We start from the raw sequence: 12,539 nt of genomic DNA, 5'->3' as shown, positions 1-12,539 counted from the left end.
CAGTGCTGACGCCCCACCCCGAGATCCTTCGCAGCCTCGTCGACGACTACGAGGCGGCGGCCGCCGCGCAGACCGCGGCGGCCGCCGGTCCCGCCACGGCCCCGAGCACTCGGGTACAGGACCTCGCGTACACGCTGTGCGTGTCGACCGGCACGCGTGACGTGGGCCGGGCCCTGGAGAAGGCCCGCCGCATGCTCGCTGCCACCGCACCCGAAGCCGCCCAGGCGCGCACCGCCCGCCCGGCGACCACGATGGCGGCGGGCCCGGCGACCACGATGGCGGCGGGCCCGGCGACCACGATGGCGGCCCAGGTCCGCCCGGCCGGTGTCTCCGGCGGAGCCGCCGCGGTGCACTCGGCGGCCGGCTGAGCCCGTCGCCCGTATCCGGGGGGTTCCCGGACGAGGCCGCCGTGTTCGAGAGTCGTGCCCGCGACCGTGTTCGCGAGCCGTGCCCGCGAGCCGAGTCGGCGCCTCCCGGAGGTCTCTCCGCAGGAAAGGCGAGACCGGCGCAACCCGGCCTGCCGCGCGGACGTGTCCCGAACCGCTGCCCGGACGTGCCCCGTCGGCGTCCGGGCAGCCTGCTGTGTGCCGCCCAGCACATGGCGCGTGTCCGGACCCCGGCGGGGCATCCGGATAGCGGGAGGTCGAGATGAAGACGAGCGCCGCGCCCGCTACCGGGCGCATGGAAGTCCGGCGGGTGGCGAAGGGCTCGGTGACACATGCCGCCGCCCGGGCCGGGCTGACGGCACGCGGAGTGATCTATCTGCTGGTTGGTGTACTGGCGCTGCGCGTCGCCTTCGGCGACGGGACACACCAGGCGGACCGCAGCGGCGCCGTGGCCGCACTCGCCGACGAACCGTTCGGCGCCGTGCTGCTCTGGGCGCTCGGCATCGGGCTCGTCGGCATGGCGGTGTGGCAGCTGTCCGTGGCCGCGTTCGGCGCGGCCGGGCCCGACGGCCGCAAGGCGGGGACGCGGTGCATGGCGCTCCTGCGATGTGTGTTCTACGCCTGCGTCGCCTACTCCGTCCTGTCCTTCGCCGCCGGCTCCGGCAACGGCGGCCGCTCGAGCGACCAGCAGTCCCGCGACATCACGGCCCAGGCGCTGGGTGCGCCCGCCGGACCGTGGCTGGTCGGTGCCGTCGGTGCGGGCATCGTCGTGACGGGCGCGGTGATCGTCGTACAGGCCACGCGGCGCCACTTCCACAAGGACCTCGAGCTCGGTGGGATGTCGTCCGCGACGCGCCGACTGGTCGACGTGACCGGTGTGGGCGGCGGGCTGGCGCGCGGGCTGGTGTTCGTCGCGGCCGGGGTCTTCGTGGTCCGCGCGGCCGTCGACTCCACACCGGACCGGGCGAAGGGACTGGACGACACCCTGCGCTCCTTCGCGGACACCCCGCTCGGGCCCTGGCTGCTGGTGCTGGTCGCGGCCGGGCTGGTGCTGTTCGGACTGTTCTCCTTCGCCCAGGCACGGTGGCAGAAGCTCTGACGCCGGTCGGCGTCTGAGCGGCCGTGGGCGGGGAACACGGACCGGATGAACGAAGACGAGCTTCCGCCCGACGGCCGGGCCGTGGAGGTCTACCTCGATCTGCTCCGCGTCCGGATGCCCGAAGAGGACTACGAGCTCCTGCTCACCGTGGTCGATCCGGTGCTGCGCGCGATCGACGAGCAGGGCCTGTCCACCGTCGACCTACCGCTGGACGGCGCTCAGGCCCAGGACGTGCCGCAGCAGATCCGGGACGAGGCGGCCCTGGTGATCGCCACGGCGGTCACCGGCAGGATGGACAACGAGCTGGTCGTTCTGGACATCGAGGAGACCGGCCCGGTCCGGGTGGTCACGGACGCGGCGACCGCGTCGGACCCGGCGCGCCTGACCGAGATCGCCGACATCATCCGCGACCGGCACCGGGAGACGGAGGAACTGCGCGGGATCGCCGAAGTCAGCAACCTGCCCACGGACTTCTGACCGAGCCGGCGCCGACCGCGCCGGGTCGCGGTCGGCGGGTCCGGGCCGTCACGGCCTCCGGCCGGACACCGGCGCTCCCAGCAGCCGCGCCAGACCCACCACCGCCTCGTCCAGGCGCTGCAGGTGCCGCAGCACCCGGCCGGTGATGCGTCCGTACTCCGCCGTGCCTCGCCCCTCCGGCTCCAGCAGCGAGACGATGCTCGGTCCCGTCTCGACCTCGGCGGTGGCGTGTTCGTCCACCACGTGCGCGGTGATCGCCGCGATGTTGTGCGTGATGCGGTGACACGCCTGGCGCAGCCGCGGGTCCGCGCCGATCGAGGGATGCGACGGCAGCAGCTCGGCGGCCGCGGCCAGGGAGCGCGCGTGGTAGGCGCAGGTCTCGAGGAGAGCGACCACGTACTGGGCGGTGCTGCGCCGGGACCGCAGGGGAGTGATCAGCGGGATGACCGGGTGGGTCAGCGGCTGTACGGCGGCCCGCAGGTCGGCGAGCGCCCTGTCCAGCTCCCGCGCCCTGTCGAGCAGATCGTCCGCCGGCCCGCCGCTGAGCTGGTCGACGGCGGCGTCGGTGACGTCGGTGAGCCGCTCCAGCACCGTGACGAGCAACTCGTTCGTACGACGGTCCGTGTGCATCGGAAGCACCAGCGCCGCCGCGATGATCCCGCAGGCCGCGCCGAGCGCCGTCTCCTCCACGCGCAGGACGAGCACCGCGGGGCTGTAGGTGTGCAGCAGGGTGTACAGGAGCCCGAGTGCCGCGGTGACGAAGAAGGACATCAGCGTGTACGACAGCGGCGCCGTGTAGAACATCGCGAACACGAACACCAGCACCAGTGCCATCGCCGTCCAGGTGTAGTGGCCGACCAGCCCCGCCAGGACGATGCCGGCCACCACCCCGAGCACGGTGCCCAGCAGCCGCCGGTAGCCCTTGACCAGGATCTCGCCCGTGGACGAGGTGTTGATGAACACGATCCAGCAGGTCAGCACCGCCCAGTACCAGCGCTGAGTGGAGAGGAACTCGCCGCCCGCGATGGCCAGCGCCGAGCCCACGGCGACCTGCACCGCGGCCCGCGTGGTGGGCCTTTGCAGGCCGGTGGGTGCCTGCTCCTTCGCCCGCTCCCCCTCCTCGGCGCCCTCGATCGCCGCGCTCTCGGTGTCCAGTTCCTCGCGCGAACGGGTCGTCGCCGGAGTGTCGTCGGACTCGTCCTGCGGTCCGTCCAGGGCGAGCCTGAGCCCCAGCACCGCCCGCGCCGTCTCACCGATGCCGCGGAAGACATCCTGGACGGCGGGCGGCGCCGCCGGCAGGTTCTCCTCGTCCCGGTAGCCGAGGAGCCGGTTGCGCACATGGGACAGCGCGGTGCCGGCCTCGGTACCGACCGGCCGCAGGACGAGCATCCGCAGCGCCTGCAGGTCGCGGCGCAGCATCTCGGTCACCTCGTCCCGCACCGGCAGCCGGCCGCCCGACGGCAGGGACGCGCCGGGCAGGTGCAGGGTGAGCGTGTTCGTCCGCTCGGCGCTGCGGGCGCTGAGCAGCAGCAGCCCGAGCCGTTCGGCCGCGATCTCGGCGTCCGCGATCCGCCGCTGCACCAGCCGGGCCACGGCCTCGTCGGAGGTCCCCTCCTCCAGACGCGCCTGGATCATCAGGGCCGTCTCGTGCAGCCGGGCGGTGCGCTCCCGCACCGCCTCCAGGGCCTTGTCCGCCTCGTCGGGCTCCTCGGGATCGGCGTCCAGCAACTCGATCTGCGCGGACACCAACTGGGCCAGGCGCACCCGGAAGGCCTCGCGGAGCCGTTGCAGGATGCCCGCGGGGGTCTCGTACACGACCGCGAAGCGGACCAGGGCGCTGCAGGCGAAGGCGATCGCGATGACGCCGAACAGACCCGGCAGCATCGGCACGGTGGCGCCGACGAACAGGGACATGAAGTAGGTCTGGAAGCAGATCAGCCCGAGCGCGTTGCCCCGGTCACCGAACCGGCGGCTGTAGACGGCGCAGAAGATCAGAGCGACGAAGAAGACGTCCCCGGCCACGATGCGGGAGTTGAGCAGCGCTCCCAGGGTCACGGACGCGAGCGCCACCGGCAGACCCAGGGCGAGTGTGAGGGCCTGCCGGGTGCGCTGCTTCTCCCGGATGGCGAAGGTCGCCACCATCGACGCGAGCGCCCCGGCCACCAGATGCGGCAGCGGTGCCCCCATCAGACCGAGGACGGCCAGCGTCAGGGCCATGGCGCCCGCCGTTCGTGATCCGGCGGCCAGCCTCAGCAGCCCGGGATCCCACGCCGCGACCCGATCCCTGAGCGACGCCCAGACCGACCCCTGCGCTGCCTTCACGCCGCCGAACTCTCTCCCCTCGCACGTGATGCCTTGAACGTGACGCCTTGCATCTGACGCCTTTTGAATGTGACGCCTTGAACGTGATGCCTTGAACGTGGTGATCCGCCAACCCAGCATGGCACGCCGCTGCCGGGCCGCCCGGCGGCCCGGCCGTTTCCGCCGGCACCCCGCCCGAGCGGTCACACCTTGCGGGGCTGTGGCCGTTCGATGTGCTCGCGCACCTGTTCCGGCGTCATGTAGGCGTCCGTGTACTCGAAGTCCTTCAGCTTGGCGGGCTTTCGGGCCTGGAAGCCGGTGCGCACGAAATCGTCACCGGCGACCGCGTTCAGCAGCCAATTTGTCATGACCCGGGTCTTGGCGACGTTGGTCCGCAGCGCCGCCAGATGGTAGCCCCGGGCCACTGCCTGCGCGGCCACACCGCGCAGTTCGAGGCCCAGCGGCTTGGAGACGGCGTCCTTGCCGCCGAGGTCGACGACCAGCCCCAGGTCCTTGTGCTCGTACGGTTGCAGCGGCTGGTTCCGCAGCGTCGCCACGACGTTGTCGGCGACCCGCTTGCCCTGCCGCATGGCGTGCTGTGCGGTCGGCGGGCAGACCGCGCCGTCGCCCTTGGCCAGGTCGGGCACGGCGGCGGAGTCACCGAGGGCGAACGCCCCGTCCTGGCCGGGGACCGCCATCTCCGGGCTGACCACCAGCCGCCCCTTCACCGTCTCCGCGCCCAGAGTGGAGATGAGGGGGCTCGCCACGACGCCCGCGGTCCAGATCAGGGTGTGGGTGGGCACCACCCGGCCGTCCGTGAAGGTGACCTCCTCCGGTCCGGCCTTGGCGATGGAGACACCCAGCGAGATCTCCACACCGCGTCGGCGCAGGATCTCCTGGGCACTGCGGCCGAGTTTGTCGCCCAGTTCCGGCATCAGCTTCGGCGCGATGTCGATCAGGTGCCACTTGATCAGGCCCGGGTCCAGCCGCGGATAGCGCTGGACGGCCGCGTGCGTGAGCCGCTGCAGGCAAGCGGCGGTCTCGGTGCCGGCGTAACCGCCGCCGACCACCACGAACTGCAGCCGCGAGGCCCGTTCGGCCGGGTCGTCGCTGGCGTCGGCCAGGTCGAGCTGGGTGATGACGTGGTCGCGGATGTAGGCGGCCTCGGCGAGCGTCTTCATGCCGAAGGCGTGGTCCGTCAGGCCCGGGATGTCGAACGTCCGGGTGACGCTGCCGGGAGCCAGCACGATGTAGTCGTACGGCTCGTCGACGATGTGGTCCGTGATGGTGCGGATGACGCAGACCTTGGCCTTCAGGTCCACGCCGACGGCCCCGCCCGGAATGATGCGGGTGCGGTACTTCTTGCTGCGGCGCAGGGAGATGGCGACGGACTGGGGCGTCAGGACGCCGGAGGCGACCTGGGGCAGCAGCGGCAGGTAGAGCTGGTAGGCGAACGGCGTCACCAGGGTGACGTCGGCCTCCTCGGGGGAGAGCCTGCGTTCCAGGCGGCGCACGCACTCCACTCCGGCGAAGCCTGCGCCAACCACCAGGATCCTGGGTCGTGTCACGGTGTTCATCCCTTCTGCGGCTCCAGGAGGTCTGCCTCGACGTCGTTCGCCTGCCCCTGAATCGCTGCCTTCGCACCTCATCGGTCCCACCGTGCCCTCGGCCACCCGCCGGCCGGGCCGGCCGGCAGACGCAAGGCGTCGAGCACCACCATGCCCGCCACGAGCCGTCGGCGCACCGGCTCAAGTCATCCGGCCGCCTCTGGATGCCCCCCGGGCGCGGTTCGCTACGCGGGTTCCCGAGATCGCGCAACCTATCGCGCGGACATTGGCCGGACCGGTCGCGTGCACATCGGCCCGCCCCCCGTCGGCGCGGCAGGGCGGAAGTCCGGTGCGTCGCACCAGGAGGCTCTAGAGTGCTCCGCATGGGGGAGACAGAGCCCGTATCCGGGTTTCGCAGGCAGAACATCGGCGTGGCGGACGTGCAGCGGCTGGTGGCCGCGCTGGACCAGCAGGACGCCGCCGCGGGCGTACGGCGGCTGCGCGCGTGGGTGCACGAGGCGCTCGCCGTCCGCGCCGGGGAGCGCGCGCTCGACGTCGGTTGCGGCACCGGCTCCCAGACGAGGCGGCTCGCGGACGCGGCAGGCCCGGAAGGAGACGTGCTCGGCATCGAACCCAACCCGGGGCTGCGGGCCGTCGCCGAGGAGCGGGCGGCCGCGTCCGGCAGCCCCGCCCGCTTCACGGACGGCGACGCGCTCGCCCTGGCACTGCCCGACGCGTCGGTGGACGTCGTGTGGTGCGAGCGGGTGCTCCAGCACCTGACGGAACCGGACCGCGCGGTCGCCGAGATGGCTCGGGTGCTGCGCCCCGGCGGGCGCATCGCACTGCTGGACACCGACTGGGCGACCACCATCCTGCATCCGGGCGAGCCCGACGTCATGGCCGCGTTCACCTCGGCCGCCCTCGCCGGGGCCGCCAACCCGCACTCCGGACGGCGACTCGCGGGCCAACTGGCGCAGACGGGACTGGTGATCGACGACCGGGGTTCGCAGGCACTGCTGCAGGACCACCGGTCGGTGCCCTGGCCGCTCGTGCGCATGCTGGGTGCCTCCGCCGTGCGCCGGGGACTGCTCACCGAGGAGCAGCGGGACCGCGCGTACGCAGGTCTTGAGGAGGCCGCCGGGCAGGGCGGACTGCACATGTCCGTGACGATGTTCGCCGTGATCGCCCACCGCCCGGGCTGAGCAATCGCCCACGGCCCGGGCTGAGCAATCGCCCACGGCCCGGGCTGAGCAATCACCCACCGCCCAAGGTGTGCAGGGAGCGGCGTTCCGGCACACCCCCGCTGTCTTCGTGTACACCCCGTCCTTTCGGGTAGCCCGACGTACATGACAAATGCGGTCGCCGGAGGGGACTGAGGTGGGCTGTGAACAGAGCCCCGAGCAGTGGGAACGGATTGCCCGGCAGGTGGTCGACGCGGTGGAGAGCCTGGTGGCGCTCTGGTTCTGCGCGGCCGACGAGGTCACGCCGGGGCTGCCCGCCCGTCAGTTGCTCGCCCTGAAGACCGTCCGGCACCGGCCCGAGCTCAATCTGACCGCGCTCGCCGAGCACCTCGGCATCGGCCTGCCGACGGCCAGTCGGATGTGCGACCGGCTGGAGGCCGCCGGCCTGCTGCAGCGGACGGTCCAGCCCCACAACCGGCGCGAGGTGCAGTTGGTGGTGACGGCCCATGGCCGTCGGTTGCTCACGGAGGTCACCGAGGGACGCATCCGCCGACTGGCCGACGTGTTCGAGGGGATGACCCCGGGCCAGTGCACCGCCCTCCACCGCGGTCTGGTCGCCTTCCAGCAGGCCCACGACCGCCCGCCCGGCCCTGTGCACCACCCCGCACCGCCCACGGACTGACCGCGTACCGGGACAGGACCGCGCCGGATCGCGCCGGACCGCGTCAAAGTCGCAGGCCGTCCGAGCGGGCCGGTGGCCGGCTCGTCGCCGGCTGCGCCGTGCTGTCGATGTGGCACAGCAGCAGGCAGACGTCGTCGTCGCGTTCGGAGTCGCTCAGCAGCGGGTCCAGGAGCCGGTCCGCCGAGCCGTCCAGGTCGGCGTCCAGCTGCGCCGAGTCGAACGCTCCCAGCGCCGCCGCCAGGCGCTCGATCCCCGGGTCTATTCCCTGCGCGCGCCGCTCCACCAGGCCGTCGGTGTAGAGCGCCAGCGTCGAACCGGGGGAGAGGCGGACGGTGTGGTCCCCGATCTCCTGCCGCAGCGGGATGCCCAGCATCGCGCCGGGCTTCGCGTCGAGGGTGTGCACCCGGCCGTCGGCCATGCGCAGCACGGGTGGCGGATGGCCCGCGGCGGCCCAGGTGACGGTGGGATCGTCGGGACGGAAACGCGCGATCACCGCCGTCGCGTACAGGTCGGGCTGCAGATGGTGCAGGAACACGTGCAGCCGGGTCAGCAGCTGGCCGGGGCTGCCGCCGTCGACGGCGTACGCACGCAGCGCGGTGCGCAGCTGGCTCATCATCACCGCCGCGTGCAGCCCGTGTCCGGTCACGTCCCCGATGACCGTGATCAGGCTGCCGTCGGGCTGCCGGAAGGCGTCGTACCAGTCCCCGCCGATGTTCAGCCCGTGCGTGGCCGGCAGATAGCGGGCGGCCAGGCGCAGGCCCGGCGTGGTCGGCAGATCGGTGAGCAGGGCCCGCTGGAGCGTCTCGGCGATGTCCCGGTTGTGCTCGAAGCGCCGCGCGTTGTCGATGGCGATGCTGGCACGCCGGGTCAGCTCGATCAGCATCACGGCGTCGTCCGGGTCCCAGCGCTCGCCGGGCGGCGACAGCGTCAGCACGCCCAGCGGCGCGCGCCGGGTGGGCAGCGGGATGCACAGCAGGGGCCGTGTCGGGTCGAGCGCGGAGGGCGGCTGGTCCGTGACGCCGGGCAGCCCGCCGGGATGGTCGGCGGCGTACTGCGGACGACCGGTGCGGGCCGCGAGCACTGCGGCAGCCGGATGCGGAGCGGTCCGGCGCCGGTCGTCCTCGTGGTCGAACAGCCATACGTCGACGGCGGCGGCGTACCGGGGCACCAGCAGGTCCGGCAGCCGCCGCACGATCTCGTCGTGGTTGAGCGAGGCGGTCAGCACGGCGCTGGCATCGGCCAGGAACGTCAGCCTGCGCCGGGCGTTCTCCGCCTCGGTGCGCGCCTTGCGTTCGGCGGCGAACGCTTCACGCTGGGCTCGCCCGGCGGCGTCCAGCTCGGCGTGCAGCGCCACGACGCCCTGGTTGGTCTGATGCAGCTCCTCCCGGTGGAAGGCGACCAGCTCCTCCTGCTCGGCGAGCTTCTCCAGCGTGAGCGCGGTGTCCTCGTCGGCGCCGAGCAGCGCCTCGGCCAGAGCCGCCGGGTCGTCCGGGACCTCGCCGTCCGCCGTGCCCGCGGCATCCGGACAGGAGACGGTCATCCGCCACGGCGGTTCCCCCTCGGCGTTCGTCTCCGGGACCGGGGTCACGGTGGCGTGCAGGAGCCCGCTCGCGGCGGCGGGCGGGACCACCTCCAGGGCCACGCACCAGGTCCCGCCCTTGGTGAGGCATTGCCGCAGGTGGGCGCTGAGCGAAGTGGCCAGGCGGGTGCGTTCGAGCGTGGGTACGCCGTACGCGGCGGCCAGGCGCGCCGTGGCAATACGGGCCCGCGCCGCGTCGGTGACGGTGGTGATCTGCCAAGTGCGCGTCATGGGCGGTCCGGTGGGGCGGGAGTCAGGACGGCCACGGTGGTGTCGTCCCGTACCGGGCGGGCTGAGCTACTGGCGTCACGTATGGTCACGGCGGCGGTCACGGCCGGGTCGGCCGTGAGGAGCCCGGGCGCGGAGGGCGGCACCCAACGGCTGGGCAGGCCGTCGCTGTGCAGGATCAGCAGACGGTCGGCCGCCCACGGCACCTGGTTCTCGGCCAGGGTCGTAGGCCGGTGCACCCCGACGATGCCGGGCCGGGACAGCAGGGGACGCCAGGCGTCGCCCTCGCGCAACCGCGCCCCTATGTTGCCGATGCCCGCGAACCGCAGCTGTTCGGTGCGCAGGTCCAGTTGAGCCAGGGCTACGGCCGCCCCGCGGGTGCCGCGCAGCGCCCCGTCGAGCTGCCGCAGCTGTTCGGCGGGTGTGAGGTGGGCCACGCGGTGCAGGGCCTCCACCGCCGCGGTGGAGGCGCGGGCGGCCTCTGGGCCGTGGCCCAGGCCGTCGGCCAGCAGCAGCGTCACGCGGTCCCCGGCCCTGACCCACGTCCAGGCGTCGCCCGAGTACTCCGCCCCCGCGAAGGGGACGTTGACCCCACCGGCCCGCACCGCGGCCGACTGCCGCGGCACCGCGGACCTGGTGCGGTCGGCCGCGGGGCCGACCCGGGCCAGCGCCACCGTGCCCCGGCCCGGCGCGCTGTGCACGTCGAAGTCGTCGGCGACCCGACGGCAGGTCCCGAGGCCGGCGCCCAGCGACCGGGCCGTGGAGAAGCCGTCGCGCAGTGCTTCGGCGACGTCGGCCATGCCCGGGCCGTGGTCGATCGCCGCTATCTGCACGACCCGGGCCCGCTTCGGCTCTTCCGGGAGGACCGCAGGGGGTACGACCTCGATGAGGACCTGGCCCCCCTCGGCGTGCTTGAGCAGGTTGGTGGCGAGCTCGGTCGCCACCAGCGCGACGGACGCGGTGCGGGTCTCGTCCAGCCCGGCGAGGGCGGCCGCGGCCTCCGCGGCGACCCGGGCGTCGCGCACCCGGGTCGAGTCGTGCACCGGGACGTCCCACACCCGTGCCATCAGGGCTCCTCACGCGGGTGCGGGGGACGGGCCGCCCAGGAGGTCACGGTGACGGTGGTACCGGCGCCCGGGGCGCTGTCGACCCGGAACTCGTGCACCAGGCGCCGGGCGCCGCCCAGCCCCATGCCCAGGCCGTCGCCGGAGGTGTATCCGTCGCTCAGCGCCTGCTCCAGGTCGGCGATGCCCGGCCCCTTGTCGCTGAAGGTCAGCCGCAGCCCGTGCACCCGCCCGTTGACCACGTGCACCGCCTCCATCCGGCCGCCTCCGCCGTGCACCAGCGTGTTGCGTGCCAGCTCGCTGGCCGCGGTGACCAGCTTGGTCTGGTCCACCAGGCCGAAGCCGAGCTGGGCAGCCGCCTGGCGCACGTGCTGGCGCACCCACACCAGATCCATGTCCGAACGGATCGGCAGGCACGCCTGTACACCCGCGGCAGTTTCCATCATGGGCTCCCCAAACGCGTGCCGCCGGGGCGGGATACCGGGTCCTGCCCGCCGAGGCACTGCATGGCGTCCTCGGTGCTGAGCGCGGTGCGCAGTCCGGGAAGCGTCAGGCCGAGCTCCACCATGGTGATCGCGACCGCGGGCCGCATGCCGGCCACCACGGTCTGCGCGGCCAGCAGCCTCGCCTGGGCCGCGATCTCGGCCAGGACCCGGCCCAGGAAGGAGTCGACGATCTCGACGCCGGAGACGTCGATGACCACGCCCGTGGCCCGGGTGCGGGTGATGGTCTCGCCGATGTCCTGCTGGAGTTGTTCCGCCGTACTGTCGTACAGGTCTCCCTGGAGAGTGACCAGGAGTACGTCGCCGAGCCGCAGCACCGGCACGTGTCCCGTGGTGGGCCGGGAGAAGTCGTCGATCACCGGTGCCCCACACCGCCCGGCGCCGGCCTGACGATGTCGGCGCCCAACTGGTGCAGGGCATGGGCCAGTGCGTCGGCGAGGCTCGCCCGGGTGATGACCGTGCCCAGGTCCAGGCCGAGGTGGACGATCGTCTGCGCGATGGCGGGCCGGATGCCGGAGACCACGCACTCGGCCCCCATCAACCGGGCGGCCGCGACCGTCTTCATCAGGTGCTGGGCCACGAGCGAGTCGACGGTCGGCACTCCGGTGATGTCCAGGATGGCGAAGCGGGCCTGCTGGTCGATGACCGCTTCGAGGAGGGTCTCCATCACGACCTGGCTGCGGGCGCTGTCGAGGGTCCCGATCAGCGGGACGGCCACGATGCCGTCCCACAGCTTGATGACGGGCGTGACCACCTCCATCAGTTGCAGCCGCTGGCGGTCGATGAGGTTCTGACCCTCGCTCAGGGCCGTCTCCATCACCACGAGCCGCAGGGTGCCCATCAGCACGGTCAGCGTGTTCGTGTATTCCCGGAGCAAGTCGGCGGGCGCGTCCGGAAGGTCGGCGACGAGCAGGTCCACCGCCGGTGGCCGCAGGGCGTCCACGTCGCTGGACACCTGCGAGGCGGTGCGGCCCCGTCGGGAGTGGGCGGCGCCCATCCGGGCCAACTGTTCGCGCACCACGATGAATCCGCCGGCCTCGGGGTCCGTGACCCGTTCCGATTCGGCCACTCGGGCCAGGGCGTCGACCACCGTCCTGCACGCCTCCACCGCCTCGTCCCGGGAGACGGTGAACACGGTGCGGAAGAGCGCCTCGTCGGCCCAGCGCTGGGCGATCTGCTCCCGGCGGCGGTCCAGGAAGGCCCCGACCTCCCGCGCCGCCGATCCGTACTGTCCTACCGTTTCGTGCTCCGGCACCTGCTCCACTCCTCGTCCTCATCTGCGTTGCATCGCTCCGAACCCGCTGGAGGCAACGAGACGGCGATGTGATCCTTGCCGGGCGACAACTGTAACCGCGGCCCCACCTCGTGCGACACCTCGTCTCCCCGGAGCGATCCGGTCGGGCGGCGGCCCGGCCGGCCACAGTGCCGACGCCCGTGCGAAGTTGGCACCGTCGTTCCACCGAAGGTGCCGGACCTGTGATCCGGCAACGCG

12 protein-coding genes are annotated in these 12,539 nt (G+C 73.0%); 5 read left to right on the top strand and 7 right to left on the bottom strand.

Translation table 11 applies throughout. The features are described 5' to 3' along the window. Positions 1 to 2 precede the first annotated feature (2 nt). The 3 genes from AB0A61_RS26690 to AB0A61_RS26680 all read left to right on the top strand — a co-directional run bounded on the left by AB0A61_RS26690 (position 3) and on the right by AB0A61_RS26680 (position 1,962). A complete protein-coding gene (locus AB0A61_RS26690; RefSeq protein WP_361297160.1) occupies positions 3 to 368 on the top strand; it encodes a DUF5133 domain-containing protein in 366 nt (121 codons plus the stop codon). A 280-nt stretch (positions 369 to 648) separates the two neighbouring features. Next, the gene (locus tag AB0A61_RS26685) at positions 649 to 1,485 is read left to right on the top strand and encodes a DUF1206 domain-containing protein (RefSeq protein ID WP_361297157.1); all 837 of its coding nucleotides are present in this window, start codon (positions 649 to 651) and stop codon (positions 1,483 to 1,485) included. 45 nt (positions 1,486 to 1,530) lie between these two features. After that, positions 1,531 to 1,962, top strand: coding sequence for a hypothetical protein (locus AB0A61_RS26680; RefSeq protein ID WP_361297154.1), 432 nt, complete (start codon positions 1,531 to 1,533; stop codon positions 1,960 to 1,962). A gap of 48 nt (positions 1,963 to 2,010) precedes the next feature. Here AB0A61_RS26680 and AB0A61_RS26675 read toward each other — a convergent pair whose 3' ends face one another. Together AB0A61_RS26675 and AB0A61_RS26670 are read right to left on the bottom strand one after the other, a co-directional pair. After that, entirely contained in the window at positions 2,011 to 4,284 is a 2,274-nt protein-coding gene (locus tag AB0A61_RS26675) for an FUSC family protein (RefSeq protein WP_361297151.1), read from the bottom strand. Between the two features lie 182 nt (positions 4,285 to 4,466). Further along, positions 4,467 to 5,840: an NAD(P)/FAD-dependent oxidoreductase gene (locus AB0A61_RS26670; protein ID WP_361297148.1), complete on the bottom strand. Its 1,374-nt coding sequence runs from the start codon at positions 5,838 to 5,840 to the stop codon at positions 4,467 to 4,469. Between the two features lie 353 nt (positions 5,841 to 6,193). Between AB0A61_RS26670 and AB0A61_RS26665 the strand changes: the two genes are divergently transcribed. Together AB0A61_RS26665 and AB0A61_RS26660 are read left to right on the top strand one after the other, a co-directional pair. Further along, positions 6,194 to 7,012 (top strand): methyltransferase domain-containing protein, encoded by an 819-nt coding sequence (locus tag AB0A61_RS26665; RefSeq protein ID WP_361297145.1) that lies wholly within the window; start codon positions 6,194 to 6,196, stop codon positions 7,010 to 7,012. Between the two features lie 175 nt (positions 7,013 to 7,187). Next, positions 7,188 to 7,673 carry a MarR family transcriptional regulator gene (locus tag AB0A61_RS26660; protein ID WP_361297142.1) on the top strand — a complete coding sequence of 162 codons (486 nt, stop codon included), beginning with the start codon at positions 7,188 to 7,190 and terminating at the stop codon, positions 7,671 to 7,673. A 43-nt stretch (positions 7,674 to 7,716) separates the two neighbouring features. Here the strand turns inward: AB0A61_RS26660 and AB0A61_RS26655 are convergent, their stop codons facing one another. The 5 genes from AB0A61_RS26655 to AB0A61_RS26635 are packed head-to-tail and all read right to left on the bottom strand — an operon-like array spanning position 7,717 to position 12,302. After that, entirely contained in the window at positions 7,717 to 9,483 is a 1,767-nt protein-coding gene (locus AB0A61_RS26655) for a SpoIIE family protein phosphatase (protein WP_361297139.1), read from the bottom strand. Next, the gene (locus AB0A61_RS26650; protein WP_361297136.1) at positions 9,480 to 10,547 is read right to left on the bottom strand and encodes an ATP-binding SpoIIE family protein phosphatase; all 1,068 of its coding nucleotides are present in this window, start codon (positions 10,545 to 10,547) and stop codon (positions 9,480 to 9,482) included. Before AB0A61_RS26650 ends, AB0A61_RS26655 begins: the two co-directional genes overlap by 4 nt. Next, entirely contained in the window at positions 10,547 to 10,987 is a 441-nt protein-coding gene (locus AB0A61_RS26645; RefSeq protein ID WP_361297461.1) for an anti-sigma regulatory factor, read from the bottom strand. The genes AB0A61_RS26650 and AB0A61_RS26645 overlap by 1 nt, the downstream gene beginning before the upstream one ends. Beyond that, positions 10,987 to 11,406 carry an STAS domain-containing protein gene (locus tag AB0A61_RS26640; RefSeq protein WP_361297133.1) on the bottom strand — a complete coding sequence of 140 codons (420 nt, stop codon included), beginning with the start codon at positions 11,404 to 11,406 and terminating at the stop codon, positions 10,987 to 10,989. The genes AB0A61_RS26645 and AB0A61_RS26640 overlap by 1 nt, the downstream gene beginning before the upstream one ends. Continuing rightward, positions 11,403 to 12,302 (bottom strand): STAS domain-containing protein, encoded by a 900-nt coding sequence (locus AB0A61_RS26635; RefSeq protein ID WP_361297130.1) that lies wholly within the window; start codon positions 12,300 to 12,302, stop codon positions 11,403 to 11,405. Before AB0A61_RS26635 ends, AB0A61_RS26640 begins: the two co-directional genes overlap by 4 nt. Positions 12,303 to 12,539: the final 237 nt, after the last annotated feature.

It is taken from the genome of Streptomyces sp. NPDC046197 (genome assembly GCF_040646295.1).
In the GTDB taxonomy this organism is placed as follows: Bacteria; Actinomycetota; Actinomycetes; order Streptomycetales; family Streptomycetaceae; genus Streptomyces.
Note: the sequence above shows the minus strand (reverse complement) of the source record. Positions and strands in the feature narration are given on the sequence as shown.

Coding starts and splice junctions, on each gene's coding strand:
- AB0A61_RS26685 (WP_361297157.1), top strand. CDS start 649: ATGAAGACGAGCGCCGCGCCCGCTACCGGGCGCATGGAAGTCCGGCGG.
- AB0A61_RS26680 (WP_361297154.1), top strand. CDS start 1,531: ATGAACGAAGACGAGCTTCCGCCCGACGGCCGGGCCGTGGAGGTCTAC.
- AB0A61_RS26670 (WP_361297148.1), bottom strand. CDS start 5,840: ATGAACACCGTGACACGACCCAGGATCCTGGTGGTTGGCGCAGGCTTC.
- AB0A61_RS26665 (WP_361297145.1), top strand. CDS start 6,194: ATGGGGGAGACAGAGCCCGTATCCGGGTTTCGCAGGCAGAACATCGGC.
- AB0A61_RS26655 (WP_361297139.1), bottom strand. CDS start 9,483: ATGACGCGCACTTGGCAGATCACCACCGTCACCGACGCGGCGCGGGCC.
- AB0A61_RS26650 (WP_361297136.1), bottom strand. CDS start 10,547: ATGGCACGGGTGTGGGACGTCCCGGTGCACGACTCGACCCGGGTGCGC.
- AB0A61_RS26645 (WP_361297461.1), bottom strand. CDS start 10,987: ATGGAAACTGCCGCGGGTGTACAGGCGTGCCTGCCGATCCGTTCGGAC.